The sequence below is a fragment of the Nonomuraea sp. B10E15 genome (assembly GCF_039871615.1).
Lineage (GTDB): Bacteria > Actinomycetota > Actinomycetes > Streptosporangiales > Streptosporangiaceae > Nonomuraea.
This window is the reverse complement of sequence record NZ_JBDPMB010000001.1, coordinates 1,312,456-1,331,105: the sequence shown is the minus strand read 5'-3', so window position 1 is coordinate 1,331,105 and position 18,650 is coordinate 1,312,456. Positions and strand designations below refer to the sequence as shown.

General features: G+C 71.7%; 19 protein-coding genes. 10 read left to right on the top strand and 9 right to left on the bottom strand.

Features of this window, described 5'->3' with window-relative positions; all coding sequences use genetic code 11:
- The first annotated feature begins 33 nt into the window (after positions 1-33).
- Together ABGB14_RS06085 and ABGB14_RS06080 are read left to right on the top strand one after the other, a co-directional pair.
- Positions 34-942 carry an ATP-binding cassette domain-containing protein gene (locus tag ABGB14_RS06085; protein WP_347642539.1) on the top strand — a complete coding sequence of 303 codons (909 nt, stop codon included), beginning with the start codon at positions 34-36 and terminating at the stop codon, positions 940-942.
- Positions 939-1,715: an ABC transporter permease gene (locus ABGB14_RS06080; RefSeq protein ID WP_347642538.1), complete on the top strand. Its 777-nt coding sequence runs from the start codon at positions 939-941 to the stop codon at positions 1,713-1,715. The genes ABGB14_RS06085 and ABGB14_RS06080 overlap by 4 nt, the downstream gene beginning before the upstream one ends.
- Positions 1,716-1,730: 15 nt before the next feature.
- Here the strand turns inward: ABGB14_RS06080 and ABGB14_RS06075 are convergent, their stop codons facing one another.
- The 3 genes from ABGB14_RS06075 to ABGB14_RS06065 all read right to left on the bottom strand — a co-directional run bounded on the left by ABGB14_RS06075 (position 1,731) and on the right by ABGB14_RS06065 (position 4,910).
- The gene (locus tag ABGB14_RS06075; protein ID WP_347642537.1) at positions 1,731-2,339 is read right to left on the bottom strand and encodes a TetR/AcrR family transcriptional regulator; all 609 of its coding nucleotides are present in this window, start codon (positions 2,337-2,339) and stop codon (positions 1,731-1,733) included.
- Between the two features lie 7 nt (positions 2,340-2,346).
- Entirely contained in the window at positions 2,347-3,897 is a 1,551-nt protein-coding gene (locus tag ABGB14_RS06070; protein WP_347642536.1) for an MFS transporter, read from the bottom strand.
- 146 nt (positions 3,898-4,043) lie between these two features.
- Positions 4,044-4,910, bottom strand: coding sequence for an SDR family oxidoreductase (locus tag ABGB14_RS06065; RefSeq protein WP_347642535.1), 867 nt, complete (start codon positions 4,908-4,910; stop codon positions 4,044-4,046).
- Between the two features lie 106 nt (positions 4,911-5,016).
- Here ABGB14_RS06065 and ABGB14_RS06060 point away from each other — a divergent pair, with 106 nt between their 5' ends.
- Positions 5,017-5,412 (top strand): helix-turn-helix domain-containing protein, encoded by a 396-nt coding sequence (locus ABGB14_RS06060; protein WP_347642534.1) that lies wholly within the window; start codon positions 5,017-5,019, stop codon positions 5,410-5,412.
- Between the two features lie 64 nt (positions 5,413-5,476).
- On the opposite strand, the gene ABGB14_RS06055 is transcribed toward ABGB14_RS06060, so the two are convergent.
- Positions 5,477-7,039 carry an FAD-dependent oxidoreductase gene (locus ABGB14_RS06055; RefSeq protein ID WP_347642533.1) on the bottom strand — a complete coding sequence of 521 codons (1,563 nt, stop codon included), beginning with the start codon at positions 7,037-7,039 and terminating at the stop codon, positions 5,477-5,479.
- A 116-nt stretch (positions 7,040-7,155) separates the two neighbouring features.
- The gene (locus ABGB14_RS06050; RefSeq protein ID WP_347642532.1) at positions 7,156-8,178 is read right to left on the bottom strand and encodes a hypothetical protein; all 1,023 of its coding nucleotides are present in this window, start codon (positions 8,176-8,178) and stop codon (positions 7,156-7,158) included.
- A gap of 120 nt (positions 8,179-8,298) precedes the next feature.
- Between ABGB14_RS06050 and ABGB14_RS06045 the strand changes: the two genes are divergently transcribed.
- Positions 8,299-8,931 carry a TetR/AcrR family transcriptional regulator gene (locus tag ABGB14_RS06045; protein WP_347642531.1) on the top strand — a complete coding sequence of 211 codons (633 nt, stop codon included), beginning with the start codon at positions 8,299-8,301 and terminating at the stop codon, positions 8,929-8,931.
- Between the two features lie 130 nt (positions 8,932-9,061).
- Here the strand turns inward: ABGB14_RS06045 and ABGB14_RS06040 are convergent, their stop codons facing one another.
- A complete protein-coding gene (locus tag ABGB14_RS06040) occupies positions 9,062-10,426 on the bottom strand; it encodes an MFS transporter (RefSeq protein ID WP_347642530.1) in 1,365 nt (454 codons plus the stop codon).
- Positions 10,427-10,560: 134 nt separating this feature from the next.
- Here ABGB14_RS06040 and panB point away from each other — a divergent pair, with 134 nt between their 5' ends.
- Positions 10,561-11,391, top strand: a complete 831-nt coding sequence (gene panB, locus ABGB14_RS06035; RefSeq protein WP_347642529.1) for a 3-methyl-2-oxobutanoate hydroxymethyltransferase — start codon at positions 10,561-10,563, stop codon at positions 11,389-11,391.
- A 50-nt stretch (positions 11,392-11,441) separates the two neighbouring features.
- Here panB and ABGB14_RS06030 read toward each other — a convergent pair whose 3' ends face one another.
- Both ABGB14_RS06030 and ABGB14_RS06025 read right to left on the bottom strand, forming a co-directional pair.
- Positions 11,442-12,380, bottom strand: a complete 939-nt coding sequence (locus tag ABGB14_RS06030; RefSeq protein ID WP_347642528.1) for a serine/threonine dehydratase — start codon at positions 12,378-12,380, stop codon at positions 11,442-11,444.
- Between the two features lie 46 nt (positions 12,381-12,426).
- Complete coding sequence (locus ABGB14_RS06025) at positions 12,427-13,599, bottom strand: aminotransferase class I/II-fold pyridoxal phosphate-dependent enzyme (RefSeq protein WP_347642527.1); 1,173 nt, start codon at positions 13,597-13,599, stop codon at positions 12,427-12,429.
- Positions 13,600-13,868: 269 nt separating this feature from the next.
- On the opposite strand from ABGB14_RS06025, the gene ABGB14_RS06020 reads away from it, so the two are divergent.
- The 5 genes from ABGB14_RS06020 to ABGB14_RS06000 are packed head-to-tail and all read left to right on the top strand — an operon-like array spanning position 13,869 to position 17,900.
- A complete protein-coding gene (locus tag ABGB14_RS06020) occupies positions 13,869-14,558 on the top strand; it encodes an alpha/beta hydrolase (protein WP_347642526.1) in 690 nt (229 codons plus the stop codon).
- A gap of 45 nt (positions 14,559-14,603) precedes the next feature.
- Positions 14,604-15,491: an ABC transporter ATP-binding protein gene (locus ABGB14_RS06015; RefSeq protein WP_347642525.1), complete on the top strand. Its 888-nt coding sequence runs from the start codon at positions 14,604-14,606 to the stop codon at positions 15,489-15,491.
- Entirely contained in the window at positions 15,488-16,207 is a 720-nt protein-coding gene (locus ABGB14_RS06010; RefSeq protein WP_347642524.1) for an ABC transporter permease, read from the top strand. The genes ABGB14_RS06015 and ABGB14_RS06010 overlap by 4 nt, the downstream gene beginning before the upstream one ends.
- 8 nt (positions 16,208-16,215) lie before the next feature.
- Entirely contained in the window at positions 16,216-17,298 is a 1,083-nt protein-coding gene (locus ABGB14_RS06005) for a histidine kinase (RefSeq protein ID WP_347642523.1), read from the top strand.
- Entirely contained in the window at positions 17,295-17,900 is a 606-nt protein-coding gene (locus tag ABGB14_RS06000; RefSeq protein ID WP_347642522.1) for a response regulator transcription factor, read from the top strand. The genes ABGB14_RS06005 and ABGB14_RS06000 overlap by 4 nt, the downstream gene beginning before the upstream one ends.
- Positions 17,901-17,929: 29 nt before the next feature.
- Here ABGB14_RS06000 and npdG read toward each other — a convergent pair whose 3' ends face one another.
- A complete protein-coding gene (gene npdG, locus ABGB14_RS05995) occupies positions 17,930-18,583 on the bottom strand; it encodes an NADPH-dependent F420 reductase (RefSeq protein WP_347642521.1) in 654 nt (217 codons plus the stop codon).
- Positions 18,584-18,650: the final 67 nt, after the last annotated feature.

Below are 18,650 nucleotides of genomic sequence, written 5' to 3'. Positions count from 1 at the left end.
AACGTCATACACAGTACGCCATTCACAGAAGCTGTGCACGCCAGAGGACTGACCAAGTCCTTCGGCGGCAGGCCGGTGCTCGCGGGGATCGACCTGACCGTGCCCACCGGCTCCCTGCTGGCCCTGCTCGGGCCGAACGGCTCCGGCAAGACCACCACCGTGCGCATCCTGACCACCCTGCTCGCGCCGGACGGCGGCACCGTCACCGTGGGCGGCCACGACGTCACCCGCGAGGGTGCCGCGGTACGACGCGTGATCGGGCTGACCGCTCAGCAGGCCACGGTCGACGGGCTGCTGACCGGCCGGGAGAACCTCGAGCTGTTCGCCGGCCTCTACCACCTCGGCGGGAGGCAGGCCCGCCGGCGAGCGGGCGAACTGCTCGAACGCTTCGACCTGAGCGCCGCGGCCGGCCGTCAGGTCTCCACCTATTCCGGGGGGATGCGCCGCCGCCTCGATCTCGCCGCCAGCATGATCTCCAACCCCAGGATCCTCTTCCTTGACGAGCCCACCACCGGGCTCGACCCGCGCAGCCGGGCCGAACTGTGGTCGGTGATCCGCGAACTGCTCGCCTCCGGCACCACCATCCTGCTGACCACCCAGTACCTCGACGAGGCCGACCACCTCGCCGACCGCGTCGTGGTGATCAACGGCGGGCGGGTCGTGGCCGATGACTCCCCCGCCGCGCTCAAACGCCAGGTCGGCGCGGAACGCCTGGTGATGCGCCTGTCGCGGGCCGACGACGTGCCCCGTGCCGGGGCCGCGCTCGCCGACGCCCACCTCGGCCAGGACTCCCGCGAGGTCACCGTGGCCGTCCAGGACCCCCGGCACCTGCACAGGACGCTGGACCTGCTCGACCGGGCCGGGATCGACGTCGAGCACGTGGCCCTGCGCGCCCCCACCCTGGACGACGTGTTCTTCGAGCTCACGGCGGCCGCGGCGTGAGCGCCCTCGTCACCTCGGCGGGCGACCTTCGCCGCCTCGTCGTCCGCGACCTGCGCCGCGAACTGCGCGTCCTCGACGGCCTCATCGTGAACACGGCGCTGCCCGTGATCATCATGCTGCTCTTCGTGTACGTGTTCGGCGGCGCGATCACCACCGGCTCCAGCGGCCTGGCCTACATCGACTTCGTCGTCCCCGCCGTGCTGCTCATGTCAGGCGGGTACGGAGCCGCCCTGTCGGCCGTGAACATCTCCGAGGACCTGACCGGAGGCATGATCGACCGTTTCCGCACCCTGCCCATCAGCGGGTGGGTGGTGCCCGCGGGGCACGTCGTGGCATCGGTCGTGCGCAACGTGGCATCGTCCGCCATCGCCCTGCTCGCCGCGATCGTCCTCGGGTTCCGCCCCGAGGCCACCCTCACCGGCTGGGCTCTGGTGCTGGCGCTGGTCGCGGGATACGTCCTGGCGATGTCCGCCCTCGCGGTCGTGTGGGGGCTGCTGGTCAAGTCGGCCCAGGCGGCGGGAGCGTTCAGCTTCGCGGTGCTCTTCCTGCCGTACGTCTCGGACGGGATCGTCCCCGCGGAGACGATGCCGGGCGTGCTGCGCGACTTCGCCTACAACCAGCCGGCCACACCGATCATCGAGACGCTGCGGGCACTGCTCCTCGACCGGCCCGTGGGCTCGTCGGGGGCGGTGGCGGCGGCGTGGCTGATCGGTGTGGTGGTGATCAGCGTCCCGGTCGCGGCCCTGCTCTTCCGCCGCAGGACCGCCGCCTGACGGCCGCTCCGCCGATCAGGGCCTGGGCGTCATCCCGGCCAGGACCACGTCGACCACCCGTACGGCGAGGTCGGGAGCGAGCTCGCCACCGGGCCCCCACTTGGTGTGCCAGAGCATCGTCCCCGAGAGCAACGCCATGCCCATGTCGACGTCGAGGTCAGGATTGAGCTCGCCGGAGGCGATGCCGCGCTCGATCACCGCGCGCATCGCCTCCCTGCGAGGTGTGATGGCCCGCTTGACGAACCGCTCCATCAGCTGCGGATATCGATCGGCCTCGCTCATCGCGATGTTCATCACGCAGCGGCTGCGGGGCTGGCCCGCCTCCCTGCGCATGGCGTCGAGCAGGCTGATCAGGTCGTCGCGCACCGATGTGCCGCCGAGCTCCGGCAGCGGCGCCTTGAGCGTGGCGAGGGCGTCGACGACCAGATCTTCCTTGTTGGACCAGCGCCGGTAGATCGTGGTCTTGCCGACGCCGGCCCTCGACGCGATCGCCTCGATGGACAGCTCGGACACACCCATGCCTTCGCCGAGCAGGTCGAGGGTCGCCTCGATGATCGCCTTCTCGGCCTTCTCGCTGCGCGGACGGCCCGCCGGGCGGGCAACCGCTGGTTCCTGGATCGTCATCGCGGCCTCACACTGTAGCGGGTTCCCTCTGTTCCGTCTGCCGCACCGGTCGCGGCTTGCCGGGCATCCACCTCGCCACGACCACGATGCCGAGCAAGCCGACCACCGCCGACACCATGGCCGTGACGTGCATGCCTTCGACGAACGCGGCGAACGCCGGCTTGATCAGCGCCTGGCCCTGCTCCCCCAGAGCCTGGGCGACGCCCATCGTCCCCATGATCGACTCACCGGCGGCGTGCTGGGCGTCGGCGGGCAGGCCCGCCAGCACCGGCGCCATCTCGCCCCGGTAGCTGGAGGACAGCACCGAGCCGAGCACCGCCACGCCGAGCGCGCCGGCCAGCTGGCGGACGGTGTTGCTCATCGCGGATCCGACACCGGCCTTCTCCCTGGGCAGCGACTCCATGATGGCGGTGGTCGCGGGCGGCATGATGTTGGCCATCGCCGCACCCTGCACGAAGAAGACGATCTCGATCAGCAGGATCGGCGTGTTCTGGTCCATCAGAGCGTAGCTGCTCAACGCCAGGGTCACCACGATCATGCTCACCGTGGCCGACAGCTTGGCGCCGAACCGCTCGTTCACCCGCTGGCTGAGCGGCGCGAAGATGAGCTGCGCCGCGGCGAACGGGATCATCAGCGCTCCCGCCTGCACCGGCGTGAACCCCAGCACGATCTGCAGGTAGAAGGTCAGGAAGAACATCCCGCCCATCATCGCGAAGAAGACGATGCCCATCATGCCGATGGCCGAGCTGAAGCGGACGTTGGCGAAGTTACGGACGTCGAAGACCGGGTGGTCGATGCGCCGCTCCCACCACACGAACACGCCGAGCACCGCCAGGCCGAACAACGTCGGCACCAGCACTTCGGCGCTGGCCACGGTGGCGAGTTCGCCGCCGCGGATGATGCCGTACACGATGGCCACCAGACCGATGATCGACAACGCCACGCCCAGCGGGTCGAGCCTGGACGGCTTCGGGTCACGCGACTCGGGCACGACCATGGAGATCAGGACCAGGCTGACCAGCACGATCGGCACGTTGACCAGGAACACCGAGCCCCACCAGAAGTGCTCGATCAGCAGGCCGCCCGTGATCGGGCCGATCGCCACCGCGAGACCGACGCCGCCGGCCCACACGCCGATGGCCTTGCCACGCTCACCGGGCGGGAACACGTTGGAGATGATCGCCAGCGTGGCCGGCATGATGGCCGCGCCGCCGATGCCCATCGCCGCCCTCGCCAGGATCAGCTGCGTCGGATCCTGGGCGTAGGCGCTGGCCAGCGAGGCCAGCCCGAACAGCACCATGCCGATGAACAGCATGCGCTTTCGTCCTGTTCGGTCGCCGATCACGCCGAACGTGAACAACAAGCCGGCGAACACCAGCGTGTAGGAGTTGATCGCCCATTCGAGCTCGCTCTGCGTCGCCCCCAAGCCCGCCGTCTCGTCGGCGATGGTCTTCATCGCGACGTTGAGGATCGTGTTGTCCAACACGACGGCCAGCAGGCTGAACACCAGCACGCCGAGAATCGCCCATCGGCGTGGATGCCCCGTTTTCGGGTCCATGACAAGGTCCTTAATTTCGATACGCCTAAGTTTCGCAACGACACCGTAGCGCAATGCATTCCGATACGCAACGGTCCCGTTTCGTTAATCCGTGCGAACTCCGCGACCGAACCGGATCACTGCCGCCACCCCCGCCACGCGAGACGTCAGCCGGAGAAGACGCGCTCGGCTTCGTCGCGTCGGGTGTGCAGGTCCCAGTAGAGAGGGGCGATCTCCTCGGGCTCCGCGGTCGGGGCTCCGGGAGGGCCGCCCCCGCCGATCCACACGTCGATGGCGACGTGCGCGGCCTGGACACCGGTGCCGGCCAGCTCCTTGTGCAGGTTGAGCACCCAGTTGCGCAGCGCCGCCTGGGCGGCGTTGACGTTGCCGAGTATCGGGTGCGGGTCGAGCGAGCCGCCTCCGTTGGTGTAGAGCAGGGTGCCCGCGCCGGCCTCACGCATCGCGGGGAGGACGGCCCGGGTGGCGGTGATGGCGCTGTAGAGCAGCAAGTCGATCAGCCACTGCACGTCGGACGGGTTGGTCTGGGACGGCGAGGCGAGGGCGATGGAGCCGACGCTCGGGGCCGGGGAGTGCTCCAGGACATCGATGCCGCCGAAGAGAGTGGCGGCGTCCTTGAGGGCCTGGGCCAGCGCGTCGTGGTCGAGCACGTCCGCCGGGAACGCGGCGGCGGTGATGCCCTCCGCGGTGAGCCGGCCGACGAGGTCGTCGAGCTTGGCCCGGTTGCGGGCGATGAGAGCGACATCGTAGCCCTGGGCGCCGAAGGTGCGGGCGATGGCGAGGCCCATGCCGGGGCCGGCGCCGACGATGGCGAGAGCAGGCATGATCAGTTCACTTTCTCTCGAGTACGGGGTCAGGAGGTTGCGGAGGGGACGGCGCAGCCGTCGGAGCGCAGGCAGGAGCATGGCCGCCGGGGGCGAGGTGACCACCTCCACGTGCTCGACGGCTCGCGCCAGGCGATGGCCGCCCAGCCCGCACCAGGGGAAGGCCACCTCGGACCAGAGCTCGACCTTCATGGCATCCCCTCCAATTCTTACTATTTGTGCGTAACGTCAAGATAGGACAGCATGGAGGGGCCTACAAAAGGCACATCACTGTGCGTCACGGAGAGGAATGTGCGTCATGGAGCACGCAGGGGGATCGGCGGCCGCCGCGAGCCGGGGGCCCTGCGCGGCGATCCCGGCCGACCAGATGGCCTTCATCCGCCAGATCCTGGACCGGGTCGGCGACAAGTGGAGCATGCTGATCATCGCGATCCTGGAGGACGGCGCCCTGCGCTACACCGACCTGCAGCGCGACGTCCCCGGCATCTCCCAGCGCATGCTCAGCCACACCCTGCGCCAGCTTCAGCAGGACGGGCTGATCACCCGCACGGCCTACGCGGAGGTCCCGCCGCGCGTGGAGTACACCCTCACCCCCCTCAGCCGTGGCCTGCTCGACATCGTCAAACAGCTGATCGGCTGGGCCTCCGACCACCACGACGAGATCCGCGCCCACCGCGCCGCAGCCGGGTCCTGACCCCGTCCCGGCCCTCCGCAAGCCTGCCACCGGCCCGCGTCGGCTGCCTCCGTAGGTGCCCGAGTCAGGTGCGGGCGGGCTTGATGACTCCGCACCACCGCTGCAAGGCTGCCCGGAGCGTCCCGATCTCCGTGGGATCGGGCCGAGGCGATGCAGATGCCCAGGCCACGTAACAGTCCGGCCGGAGGAGCAGGGCGGTGGGCGCGGGGGTCTGGGAGCGCGCCGTGACGACATCGACCTGGTCGTGCCCCAGGGCGAGTGTCTCCGCCAGTGATGATTCTTCGGTCAGGTCGAGCAGCAGAGGGCGTGCGGTTCTGGTCAGCTCGGCCAGCCGGACCGGCCCGGTCGCGGTGTGCAGGTCCATGTCCGGGGCGAACCGGCCGGTCAGCGGGTGCGCCTCGGGTACGCCCATGTCGTAGCGGACGTCGGCGCCTGCGGTGAGTCCGGCCAGGCGCCGCACCGCGCTCGGGTCGCGGAGCAGTTCGGCGAACACCTCGCGCAGTCCGGTGACATCGCTGCCGGGGGCGATCAGGGCCGCCTGTGCCTGCGCGTTCAGCACCATGCGCCGGGCGGCCGATCGCCGCTCTGTCTCGTAACTGTTCAGCAGCCCGGGCGGGGCGCTTCCCCGGATCTCGGCGGCGAGTTTCCAGCCGAGGTTGACCGCGTCCTGCAGGCCGAGGTTGAGCCCCGGACCGCCTCCCGTGGCGGCGTACACGTGGGCGGCGTCACCGATCAGGAACACCCGGCCGTCGGCGAACCGTTCGGCGATCCGGGTGTTACCGCCGGTCAGCCGGCGCAGCGCGTGCGGTCCTTGGCCGTCGGGCGGCCCGAGCGGCACGTCGACGCCGAGCACGCGGCGGATACTCGTCCCCAGCTCCTCCAGGCTCATCGGAGCGTCGGTCGCAGGCTGGTCCCACTCGGTGGTGCTGACCAGCGGTGGATGGCCGGGCATCGGCGCGTAGGAGAACCCCCCGTGCTCGGTGCGGTGGGGCATGAACGGCATGACGGCGCCGTAGCCGGGCACGTTCAGCGCGCCGGTCGCGGGATCGACCCAGTCCTCTGGGATCGTCGCATGCGCCGAGCGAACGGTCATCCGGTCGTGGGTGATTCCGGGGAACCCGATGCCGGAGAGCTTGCGCGTGGCGCTGTGGGCTCCGTCGGCACCGATCAGGTACCGGGCCCGCAGGTGGTACTCCCCGTCCGGGCTCGTGACGTCGACGGTGACGGCGTCGTCGTCCTGCGCCAGGCCGACGACCTCGTGCCCCCGCCGGATGTCCACGCCCAGTTCGACCGCTCGCTCCTGCAGAACCCGCACGACACGTCGCTGCGGCACCGGCAGGGCGTGGACGGGGCTGTCCTCCAGCAGGCTCAGCTCCAGGCCCATCGCGCCGAACATGAAGTACGCGGAGTTCGGCCGCGGCGGTTCCTGGCTGCCGCTGAGACGTTCGTGCAACCCGCGGTGGTCGAGCATCCTCACGACCTGACCGAGCAGTCCGTTCGCTTTCGGTTCCCGGCTGGGCTCGGGCAGCCGCTCCAGCACGAGCGGCCGGACCCCTGCCAGGCTCAGTTCGCAGGCCAGCATCAGCCCGTTGGGGCCGCCGCCGACGATGACAACATCTGTGATCATATGTACTCCCTTGTTCGCCCGCAGGGGGGCGGGTCGGATGAGGCGCTGAAGCGCTCGCCCGGCCGGCGGGCGGCGGCCGGCGAGGCTCGCCGCAAGACGCGGGCATGGCGACGCGGTCAGCCGCGGTAGCACTCAGCGAGGGCGATGAAGGCGGCCTTGGGTTCCCAGGACATGTCGGGGTAGGTGTCCCCGCGGCGGTCCTCGAGGACTTTGACGATGCCCGGACTGGCCAGGTCGAGATCGTCGCGGGGATCGCCGTCGGGGCGGTGCGGGAAGTTGTCGAGCGCGAAGAGGAAGACAAAGGCGCTGTCGACACCTGCGGCGTCGTAGATCTCCAACAGCTCCCGCAGGTATGCGGCCTGGCCGGGCTCGTCGCGGACGCACTCGCTGTTCAGCCGGACCGGCACGCCGGTGTCCTCGCCGAACTCGACGACCTCCAGTACGCGGCCGCCCCTGTCACCCGCGCCACGGTAGGCGGCGGTGCCGAACTCGGTGATCGCGACCGGCTTCCCCTGCGCGACGAGGGTGCGTACGGCCTCGGCGAACGGGCCGGCGACCTCGGCCGACCGGTAGAGATCCACGCCCACGATGTCGAAGGAGGCCCAGTCGACGCGCTCGAGCGGTATGGAGGCGTAGGTGATCCGGCCGCCGAATCGCTCGCGAATGAGTGCCACGGCGCCGGACAGGAAGTCGTTGACCCGCGCGCTGAGCTCGCCTGCCCGCTCGGCCAGCCGATCTCGCCGAGCCAGCAGCCCGAGCCTGTCCTCCTGGGTGTCGCCCGGCAGGAATCCCTTGTTCATCAGGCTCAGCTCGGCGCCGGCGACGAACACGACCTCGGCGCCCCGCTGCCGGATCCGCTCCGCCCGCTCAGCGCAGTCGGCGAACAGCGACAGCGTCTCCTCGGAGGTCAGCTCCAGAGGGTAGGGCGAGAACCAGACCTCCAGGCCGAGGTCGGCGGCGTACGTCGCGGCCAGCTCCAGCCGCCCGGGGTCACCGCCGATGACGCGGACCGCGGTGCAGTGCAGGTCGTCCCTGATGATCTCCAGCTCGCGCTTGACCACGTCCGGGTCGAAGCGCTCGCGGGAGGACCCTCCGTTGCGGATGAAGCCGGTGTCGTAGGTGATGCCCTTGGCCCTCATTGCACGGGTCCTTCCTGTGGGATGAGGACGCCCAGGCTATGAAGAAACTTGCGTGCACGCAAGTTTGCGCACACGCATTCAAGCTGGAATGCTGGGACGGTGACGACGAGACGGACGGGGTTGCGCGAGCAGAAGAAGCAGGCCACCCGAGAGGCCTTGCGCGCGGCGGCCCTGCGGCTGGCCCTCGAGCGTGGGCCGGACAACGTGCGCGTCGATGACATCGCCGAGGCCGCCGGCGTCTCACCGAGGACGTACAACAACTACTTCTCCAGCCGCGAGCAGGCGATCGTCGCCGCCGTCGCCGGCGAACGGGAAGCGCGAGCCGCGGCGGCGGTGGCCGATCGGCCCGCCGGCGTCGGCCTCGCCGACGCCGTCATCGAAGCGCTCGTGGATCAGTACACCGTCCCGGACGAATCCGGCCGGGACGCGCTGCTGCTGATCACCACCCGTCCCGCACTGCGCGACGCGTTCGTCGAAACCACCACCGCGATCGAACATCCTCTTACCGACGCGATCGCCGACCGTCTGGGCGATGGCGACCCGCACACCGCACGGGTGCTCGCGGCGAGCGTGGCCGCCGCAGTTCGCGTGGCGCTCGAGCAGTGGCTGCAGACGACTGCTTCGTCCTTCACGACCAGCGGGCTCGTCGTGCCGTCCGGCTCGCTACCGGGCCTCCTTCGCACCACGCTCGCACCCCTCGCACCCGCACTCGACGCCGCCGAGCAACGAGCACTCCACCGCCGGCATCGGTGACCTCCCGCCTCGAGAAGCGGCGGCCCCGGCCTCTGCCGCCGGGGCGTCGCAGGCGCGTGGGAACCCGCCGAACACCCCCGATCAGACCGCGCCCGCTCACGTGCGACCACGCGGACCCGCGACGACCTGCTCAAGTGAGTGCGGCGGGTCCTTCCTGACGTAGCGGAGCGTCCTCCACCAGGACCGGAGGCTCCCCCATCGGCGTGAGCGAGGCGTCGTTCTCCAGTGCCCGGACGACCTCATGTCCCTGCACGCCGGACGTCCCCTCCACCGCCGCCGCGGACCCGCCCTCCGGCCGCGGCGCAGCGGACCGGCTCAGGGCGGTGGATGTCATCGGGCGGCGGCGCCAGAACGGGAGGGCGATCATCACCGTGGCCACCCCCACCAGGCCGGCCACGGCGAACGCCCAGGCCGGACCCGTCCCGTCGATGACGGCCCCCGCGATCGGCGCCGAGACGGCACCGCCCACCAGCAGCGCGGTGCCGTGGAAGCCCATCGCCTCTCCCCTCGCCCCTGCGGGCACCCAGCGGCTGAGCACGTCGACGGTGGACGACAGGGACGGCGCGCAGAGCATGCCCGAGGGCAGCAACGCCAGGACCAGCCAGTGCCAGCCGCCGCCCACCCACGCCACGGGGACGGTCAGCAGGCCCATGGCTCCGATGAGGACCAGCGGCGAGAAGCCACGGGACAGGCCACCGTACAGGAAACCACCGATCAGGGAGTAGACCGCCCAGATAGCCACGGCGAGCCCGACCCACGCTGTCTGGCCTGCGTGCTCCATGGTGGCGACCAGAGCGAGCTCGGCCGCCGTGAGCACGAACGTGGCCGCCGCGACCGTGCCGAGCAGTGCCACGAACGCCGGCGTGACCCACTGCCTCCTGGGCACCTTGACCGCCTGCTCCGCCATCTCGTCGGCCGAGCGGGTGGGCGGGTTGAGCACGATCAGCCCCACCCCCGCCGACGTCACCCCGAGCCCGATGACGGCCATCGTCGGGCCGCTGCCGAGCGTCGTGACGCCGGCCACCGCGAGCGCGGGACCGGTCATGTAGGACAGCTCGACCAGCATCGAGTCGAGCGCGAAGCCGCTGCGCCGCTGGGGCTCGGGCACCATGGCGGCCAGGCACTGCCGCGTCACGCTGAAGACCGGCAGCCCCAGCAGCCCCGCCACCGCCGCCGCCACGGCGAGGACGGGGAACGGCAGCGCCCACGCGCACGCCCAGAACACCGCCTGCGCCACGGTCGTGACGACGACCACGGGACGCAGCCCGTGCTTGTCGACGAACCTGCCCGCCAGGGGCGAGCCGATCGCCATGCCGATCGTGCTGGCCATGGTGACCAGCCCGGCCTTGGCGAAGCCCAGATCGAGCGTGGTGGCGACGTGCAGGGTCAGCGCCATGCCGACCGCCGTGGACGGGATGCGCGCCAGCAGCCCCACCAGCAGCAACGTGGGGAGACCCGGAATCCTGAGCAGGCGCCGGTAGGGGTCAAGAGCCATGGTGTTCGTTACCTCCGCGCTGATTCTGGCAAGAGGCACCGACAGTTCTGCCACTCGTTTTCCGCGCGTGCCATCATCGGAGGAGTCCGGGGACGCCGCCGGGGCGCCTCGAGACCTTTCTGGAGTGATGACACATGTCCTCTTCAACCACGCTGTACGGCGGCGCCGCCGGACGCCGCGTCACCGTCCGCGACCTCGTCGCCGCCAAGGAGCGCGGAGAGCGGTGGCCCATGGTCACCGCCTACGACGCGATGACGGCGAGGGTGTTCGACGCGGCGGGCATCCCCGTCCTGCTGGTGGGCGACTCGGCGGCCATGGTCGTCTACGGCCACGACTCCACGCTCCCCGTCACGGTCGACGACCTGCTGCCGCTCACGGCGGCCGTCGTACGCGGGTCGTCGCGCGCGCTGGTGGTCGCCGACCTGCCGTTCGGGTCGTACCAGTCCTCCCCGCGGCAGGCGCTGGAGACGGCGGCGCGCTTCATGAAGGAGGCGGGCGCGCACGCGGTCAAGCTGGAGGGCGGCCGCCGGGTCGTTCCCCAGGTCGAGGCGCTCGTCTCGGCGGGCATCCCGGTCATGGCGCACCTGGGCCTGACCCCGCAGTCGGTCAACGTCATGGGCGGCTACCGCGTCCAGGGCCGCGGGCAGGCGGGGGACGAGCTCATGTCGGACGCCAAGGACCTGGAAGGGGCCGGCGCGTTCTCGGTGGTGCTGGAGTGCGTGCCGGCCGATCTGGCGCAGCGGATGACGACGTCGCTCGCGATCCCGACCATCGGCATCGGAGCGGGCCCGTCGACGGACGCGCAGGTGCTGGTGTGGCAGGACCTCATGGGACTGACGCCGCGGCCGGCCAAGTTCGTCAGGCAGTACTCGGATCTGGCCGCCGAGATGGACCGCGCCGTCCGCGCCTTCGCGGCCGACGTCGCATCCGGCGCCTTCCCCGCGCCCGAGCACACCTACCGCTGACCGCGGCGCACCGGCGCTTTCCTGTCGGGGCGGGGGCGGCTCACGGGCAGTCAGGCGGCCAGGGTGGCGGGATCGGTGTTGGAGCCGCAGACGACGACCCCCACCCGCTCCCCCGGGCTCGGTGTGTAGACGCCCGACAGGAGCGCCGCGTACGCGGCCGCGCCGGCGGGCTCGGCCGCGATCCGGTGCCGCTGCCAGAGAGTGCGACGGGCGGCCAGGATGGCCTCGTCGGTCACGAGCGCGCTCTCCACCCTGGGGCCGGAGAGGATCTCGAAGGCCAGGCCGCCGATCTTGCTGGCGCCCAGCGCGTCGGCCCCCACGCCGCTCACCTCGACGGGCACCGGCCGGCCCGCCCGCAGCGCCGCCGCCAGGGTCGGGATCCGCTCGGGTTCCACGGCGACGATCCGCGGTCCCGCGCCGGAACCGCCCGCCGTGCTCGCGGTGCCCAGCGTGACGCCGGCGGCGAAGCCGCCGCCGCCGACGGCCACCACCACCGTGTCCACGCCACCGGTCTGTTCCACGATCTCCAGCCCGGTGGTGCCCTGCCCGGCGATCACCTCGGGCTGGTCGTAGGCGTGCACCGCCAGCGCGCCGGTCTCGGCGGCGCGTTTGGCGGCGGCCTCGGCGGCCTCGGCATAGATGGCGCCGGTCTGCGTGATGTGCGCGCCCAGCGCCTCCAGCCCCGCCACCTTCACCGGGCTGGTCACCTCGGGGACGAAGATCTCGGCCCGCACACCCAGCTCTCGCGCCGCGTACGCCACCGCGAGCCCGTGGTTGCCGCCGCTGGCCGCGATCACTCCGCCCGCGGGCAGCTCGCCCGCCGACAGGATGCGGTTGAACGCCCCGCGCACCTTGAAGGACCCCGAGTGCTGGAGCAGCTCGAGCTTGAAGAACAGCCCGGGCGAGATCTCGAGCACCGGGGTGCGGAGCGCGAGGCCGCCGATCCTCCTGGCGGCGGCCAGCACGTGCTCGTGGGCGACGGTGGTCACGGTGTCCCCTTGTTCGTCGTTGCGGATCTGATCGCAGAACCCGACCCTATGCCAGCGCCTGGGCGATGTCGGACCACAGGTCCTCGGGGTGCTCGATGCCCACCGCGATGCGCACCGTGCCCTCGCCGATGCCGCTGCGCGCCAGTTCCTCCGGGCTGAGCGACCGGTGCGAGGTGGTGGCGGGGTGCAGGATGAGCGTCTCGACGCCGCCCAGCGAGGGGGCGAGCAGCGCCAGGCGTACGGAGCTCATGAACTTCTCACCGGCCGCCCGCCCGCCGGCCAGGTCGAACGCGAACACCCCGCCGAACCCCGGCAGCAGCTTGCCCGCCAGCTCGTACGAAGGGTGCGAGGCGAGCCCCGGCCAGTGCACCGCCGTCACGGCGGGGTGCTCGGCGAGCCGGACCGCCAGGTGACGGGCGTTGGAGCAGTGGCGTTCCATGCGCAGTCCCAGCGTCTGGAGCCCGCGCAGCGTCAGCCAGGCCGCGAACGGGTCGGCCGAGGCCCCGAGCTCGATCGAGAAGTGCCACACCTTCTCGTAGAGTGCCGCGTCGGCGAAGACGGCGAGCCCGCCGACCACGTCGGTGTGCCCGGACAGATATTTGGTCGTGGAGTGGACCACGACGTCCGCCCCGTGCTCGAGCGGCCGGCAGAGCATGGCCGTGGCGAACGTGTTGTCGACCACGGACAGGATGCCCAGCTCGCGTGCGGCCGCGCACATCCCGGGCAGGTCGGCCACGAGGGTCATCGGGTTGCTGATCGTCTCCAGGTAGACGAGCCTGGTCTCGGGCCGCACGGCGGCGCGCAGGGCCGCGGGGTCGTTCTCCGGCACGTACGTGACCGCGATCCCGAACCTGCCCGTCAGCTCGTTGAGCATGGCGGCGGTCCCCCCGTAGAGGGATCGCTGGGCCACCATGTGGTCGCCGGGCTTGAGCAGGGCGAGCAGGACGGTGTTGATCGCGCCCATGCCCGATCCGGTGGCCACCGCTCCGGCGCCGCCTTCGAGCCCGGAGACGGCCAGTTCGAGGGAGCGGACGGTGGGGTTGGTGTAACGCCCGTAGACGAACGCGCCGTCGGGGCGGCCCATCGACGTGGCCATCACGGCGGGGTCATCGAACACGAACCCCGAGGTCTGATAGATGGGAACGCTGATCGGGCGGCTGCCCTCGACGGCCGGCTGCGGCGGGTGCACGGCCCGCGTTTCAGGTCGGAATTCGCTCATAGGTTAAGGATCGCCCATAAAAGGGACTCCACGGCAGAGCCCACGCGCCGGAATCGCTCCGGAGAGGCCGGCCATGATGACCCCGTCGATCCGCCGGGACGCGGGCCGCCGTACTCGCTGCTCGCCGCCAGGCTGCGGGCGCGACCGCGCGCAGTCCCGAGGACGGCCTTTCGCGGGCGGTGAACACCCTGGCTGCGGCCTGGGACGTCTTCAAGAATTCGGACAAATCGGTCTCCCGTCGGACCCTGGTCATCTGACAGGGTGGGGTCATGAAAACGACCTTCGTACTCGTGCACAGCCCAGCGGTCGGGCCCTCGACCTGGGCTCCCGTGGCCGAGTCGCTGGAGCGCCGCGGGCACGCGGCGGTGGTGCCCGACCTGACCGGCGTGACCGCGGGAGAGGCGCCCTACTGGCCGCGGGTGGTGGAGAAGGTGCGCGCGGCCACCCCTCCCGGCACCAGCGTGGTGCTGGCCGGGCACAGCAACGCCGGGCTCTACCTGCCGTTGATCAAGGAAGGGCTCGACGGGCAGGTGGTGGCCTGCGTGTTCGCCGACGCGGGCCTCCCGCCGCGCGACGGGCCGGTCAAGGTCGCCGAGGACGGGTTCCTGCCGTTCCTGCGCGACCTCGCGGGCCCCGACGGGATGCTTCCGCGCTGGACCGACTGGTGGGACGAAGAGGACGTGGTGGCCCTGCTGCCCGATCCGGCGGTACGCGTACGGGTCGCGGCGGAGCAACCACGGCTGCCGCTCGACTACTACACGCAGTCCCTGCCCGTGCCCGCGGGGTGGGACGACGTCAGGTGCTCGCTGTTGTGGTACGGCCCGCCGTACGACTCGATCGCCGAGGAGGCCGCGCGGCGCGGCTGGCCCGTGACCCGCCTGCCCGGCCGGCACCTGCACCAGGTGATCGACCCGGAGGGCGTCACCGACGCGCTGCTCAAGCTCTCCGGAAAGTCGTGAATTCTTCACTGCCGTCCGCGATCGGGTCCGGCGATAGTCGGATCCATGACAGCGATCGACGTGACCGGGCTCAGCAAGAGCCACCAGGGTTTCCCCGCGGTGAAGGACGTCTCGTTCGAGGTGGCCGAGGGTGCGATCTTCGCGCTGCTCGGCAGGAACGGCGCGGGCAAGACCACGACGGTCGAGGTGCTCGCGGGTTTCCAGCGCGCCGACAGCGGCACGGTGCGGGTGCTCGGCCTCGACCCCTGGGCCGACAGGGCCGCCGCGCGACAGCGCGTCGGGATCATGTTGCAGGAGGCCGGGTTCTTCCCTGACCTGACGGTCGCCCGGACCGTCGACATCTGGCGTGACTTCACCGCCGTGCCCCGCCCGCGCGACGAGGCGCTGGAGCTGGCCGGGCTGGCGGGCAGGTCCGGTACGAAGGTGCGCCAGCTCTCCGGCGGCGAGAAGCGCCGGCTGGACCTCGCGCTCGCCCTGCTGGGCCGCCCCGACGTGCTGTTCCTCGACGAGCCGACGGCCGGCATGGACCCCGAGGCGCGGGCGCGAACCTGGGAGGTCGTCCGCGACCTCGCCGGGCAGGGCACCACGGTCCTGCTGACGACCCACTACCTCGAGGAGGCGCAGCGCCTGGCCTCCGCCCTGGCGATCATGGACAGGGGCGAGATCGTGGCCTCGGGCGGGATGGCCGAGACGCTCGCGGCGCGGAGCGGGCGGGTGGCGTTCCGGATGCCCGCCCAGGTCCGTCCCGCGGACCTGCCGCTGCCGGTCACCCTGGAGGGCGGCAACGCCGTCTGCCGCGCCGAGGATCCCGACCTGGCCGCGCAGACGCTGCTCAGCTGGGCCGCGTCGCGCGGCGTGCGCCTGACCGGCCTGGAGGTCCGCACGGCCACCCTCGAAGACCTCTTCCTCGACCTGTCCGGGAGCGCCCGATGAGCTTGACCGCCACCTACCGTCTCGGCACCCGCCTGTTCTGGCGGGACAAGTCCATGGTGTTCGCCTCGGTGATCACGCCCGTCGGGCTGGCCGTGGGGATGCCCGCCCTCATGCGGAACGTGACCTCCGGCGGCGTCGCCGCCGCCACCCACATCTTCCAGGGCGCGCTCGCGCTGCTGCTGGCGATCACCGCGTTCATGAACGTCGCCGTCGCCCTGGCCGCCCGCCGCGACCAGCTCGTCCTCAAACGGCTGCGGGCGACCCGGCTGACCGACGCGCAGATCCTCACCGGCCAGATCGCCGGCACCGCCACCCAGACCGTGGCCGTGATCGCGCTGTGCACGCTGGCCGTCCACCTCGTGGCCGACGTTCCGCTGCCCGCGAACCCCCTCGCCTTCGCCACCGTCACCATCGCGGGCTCGGCCGTGCTGTCCCTGCTCGGCGCCGCGTACACGGCCGCGATCCCGCGGGCGGAGCTGGCGGCGGCGTTCACCACGCCGGTGTTCCTGGTGGCGGGCGTCTCCGCGGGCGCGATGGGCCCCGTCCCGGTGCCCGCATGGCTGCGTCCCGCCCTCGACCTGCTGCCGACCACGGCCGTCGTCGACGCCGTCAGGACCGGCGACCTCGTCGTGCCCCTCCTGGTCCTGGCCGGGTGGACGCTGGCCGGGCTGGCCGCGATCCGGCTGTGGTTCCGCTGGGAGCCGCGCAGGTCATAATCGTGCCCGTGGTCTCGTCATCCGCCAGGCGGCTCGCGACCGGGCTGATCGTCGGCGTCGCATGCGCCTACACCATGATCGCGCTGCTCTACTTCCAGCACGGCGCGGGCTACGGCGTGCTGGCCGCCATCGCGATTACGGCCGTGGTCACCACCTACTCCGTCAACATGCGGGCGGCGCTGCGCGATGGGCGCCCGCCGCTCTTCCCTCTCACGCTCGTCCTCCAGGCGGTCGCCACCTACCTGCCCGAGCTGCTGCCCGGCGGCTGGTCGGCCGTGGCGGCCCCGATGCTGGCCGGAACCCTGCTGGTGTTCCTGCCGCTGCGCTGGGGCGGCGCGCTGGTGGGGCTCATGATGGTGTACGAGGGCGCCGTCCTCTCCCTCAGCGGGGCCGTGCCCGTGATCGTCGCCTTCTACGTGGTCACCGTGCCCACGACGGGCGCGATGACGTACGCGCTGGTGCGGTTCGTCCGGGTGACGGTCGCGCTGGAGGAGGCCAGGGCCGAGCTGGCGGACGCCGCGGTGCTGAAGGAACGCCTGCGCATCTCCCGCGACCTGCACGACGGGCTCGGCCGCAGCCTCACCGCGATCGCGCTCAAGGGCGACCTGGCCGCCCGCCTCATGGACCGCGACCCCGGCTCGGCCCGCACGGAGGTGGGGCAGCTGGTGCAGGTGGCGAGGGAGGCGGCCAAGGACGTGCGGCAGGTGGCCAAGGGCTACCGGGCGCTGTCGCTGGCCGGTGAGGTCGACAAGGCGGTGGCGCTGCTGGAGTCCTCCGGGGTGGCGGCGCAGGCGCACCTGGCCGACGTACCGCTCCCCAGGCGTTCCGAGGAGGCGCTGGCCTGGGCGGTGCGCGAGGGGGTCACCAACGTCCTGCGCCACAGCAGGGCCACGACCTGCACGATCACCACGTCGCTGCACGGCGGGACGCTCCGCCTCGAAGTGGCCAACGACGGCGCGCCGGCCGGCTCGGAGCCGCGTGGCGGCGGGCTCACGGGCCTGGCGGAGCGGGCCGCGCAGGCGGGTGGCTCCTGCGCCGCCACCTCGACGGGCACCGGCGGCTTCCTGCTGGCCGTGGAGGTCGCGGCATGATCAGCGTGCTGCTGGCCGAGGACATGCACATGATCCGCGCCGCCCTCACCGCCCTGCTCGGCCTCGAGTCCGACATCGACGTGGTCGCGGAGGTCACCCGCGGCGACGAGATCGTGCCGAGGGCCATGGAGGTCCGCCCCGACGTCGCCGTCGTCGACATCGACCTGCCGGTCGTCGACGGCATCACCGCCGCCGCGGCGTTGCGGGAGCGCCTGCCGTCCTGCCGGATCCTCGTGCTCACCGCCATGGGCCAGCCCGGGCACGTGCGCAGGGCGCTGGCCGCCGGCATCGAGGCGTTCCTGGTCAAGGACGCCCCCGGCGACCGGCTCGCGGACGCCGTCAGGCGCACCGCCGCCGGGCTGCGCGTGCTGGACGCCGAGCTGGTCTCGTCGGCCATGGAATACGGGGAGAGCCCGCTGACGCCCAGGGAGTCGACCGTGCTCAGAGAGGCGGCCGGAGGCGCGTCCGCCGAGGACATCGCCTCCCGCCTGCACCTGTCACCCGGCACCGTACGCAACTACCTGACCGGGGCGATCACCAAGACGGGCGCCCGCAACAAGATCGACGCCATCCGCATCGCCGAGGACGCCGGCTGGCTCTGAGCCGGAACCCGGCGCGCGCCCGCCGCCGGTCAGATGTCGGTGATGCGCAGTCCGGCGTGCGCCTTGTAGCGGCGGTTGACGGAGATGATGTTGGCCGTCAGCGCCTCCACCTGGCAGGCGTTGCGCAGCCGTCCACCATAGACGCCCCGCACTCCCGGGATGGCCTCGGCCAGGGCCTGCACGGTGCCGGTGGCCTCGCGGTCGTCGCCCAGCACCAGCACGTCGAGGTCGACCTTCTCCACCGACGGGTCCATCAGCACGACGGCCGACACGTGGTGGAAGGCCGCCACCACCCGGCTGTCGGGCAGCACCGCGGCGGCCTGCTGCGCCGCGCTGCCCTCCTCGACGGGCAGCGCGTACGCCCCCTGCTTGTCGAACCCGAGCGGGTTGACGCAGTCGACCACGATCTTGCCGGCCAGCTCGGCGCGCAGGGACTCCAGCAGCGCTTTGTGCCCTTCGTACGGCACCGCGACGATCACGAGGTCCGCCTGGGAGGCGACGGCGGCGTTCTCGTCGCCCGTCGCACCCGCTCCGATGGAGCCGGCCGCCTCCTGGGCTCGCTGGGCGCTGCGCGACCCGATCAGCACCGGATGCCCCGCCAGCGCGAACCGCCGCGCCAGCCCTTTGCCCTGGTCGCCGGTGCCGCCGAGGATGCCGATGGAAAGCCCGTTAACGTCAGTCATAGCCAGATCATGCCAGCTCCACCCCGCCGGACCGGCAGCCGGGCTCGCCGCAGGCGAGCCCGGCGTG

Bases quoted from the DNA above. Each gene is read 5' to 3' on its own strand.
- ABGB14_RS06075 (WP_347642537.1), bottom strand. From the start codon at position 2,339: ATGACGATCCAGGAACCAGCGGTTGCCCGCCCGGCGGGCCGTCCGCGC.
- ABGB14_RS06070 (WP_347642536.1), bottom strand. From the start codon at position 3,897: ATGGACCCGAAAACGGGGCATCCACGCCGATGGGCGATTCTCGGCGTG.
- ABGB14_RS06065 (WP_347642535.1), bottom strand. From the start codon at position 4,910: ATGAAGGTCGAGCTCTGGTCCGAGGTGGCCTTCCCCTGGTGCGGGCTG.
- ABGB14_RS06060 (WP_347642534.1), top strand. From the start codon at position 5,017: ATGGAGCACGCAGGGGGATCGGCGGCCGCCGCGAGCCGGGGGCCCTGC.
- ABGB14_RS06055 (WP_347642533.1), bottom strand. From the start codon at position 7,039: ATGATCACAGATGTTGTCATCGTCGGCGGCGGCCCCAACGGGCTGATG.
- ABGB14_RS06050 (WP_347642532.1), bottom strand. From the start codon at position 8,178: ATGAGGGCCAAGGGCATCACCTACGACACCGGCTTCATCCGCAACGGA.
- ABGB14_RS06040 (WP_347642530.1), bottom strand. From the start codon at position 10,426: ATGGCTCTTGACCCCTACCGGCGCCTGCTCAGGATTCCGGGTCTCCCC.
- panB (WP_347642529.1), top strand. From the start codon at position 10,561: ATGTCCTCTTCAACCACGCTGTACGGCGGCGCCGCCGGACGCCGCGTC.
- ABGB14_RS06025 (WP_347642527.1), bottom strand. From the start codon at position 13,599: ATGAGCGAATTCCGACCTGAAACGCGGGCCGTGCACCCGCCGCAGCCG.
- ABGB14_RS06020 (WP_347642526.1), top strand. From the start codon at position 13,869: ATGAAAACGACCTTCGTACTCGTGCACAGCCCAGCGGTCGGGCCCTCG.
- ABGB14_RS06015 (WP_347642525.1), top strand. From the start codon at position 14,604: ATGACAGCGATCGACGTGACCGGGCTCAGCAAGAGCCACCAGGGTTTC.
- ABGB14_RS06010 (WP_347642524.1), top strand. From the start codon at position 15,488: ATGAGCTTGACCGCCACCTACCGTCTCGGCACCCGCCTGTTCTGGCGG.
- ABGB14_RS06000 (WP_347642522.1), top strand. From the start codon at position 17,295: ATGATCAGCGTGCTGCTGGCCGAGGACATGCACATGATCCGCGCCGCC.
- npdG (WP_347642521.1), bottom strand. From the start codon at position 18,583: ATGACTGACGTTAACGGGCTTTCCATCGGCATCCTCGGCGGCACCGGC.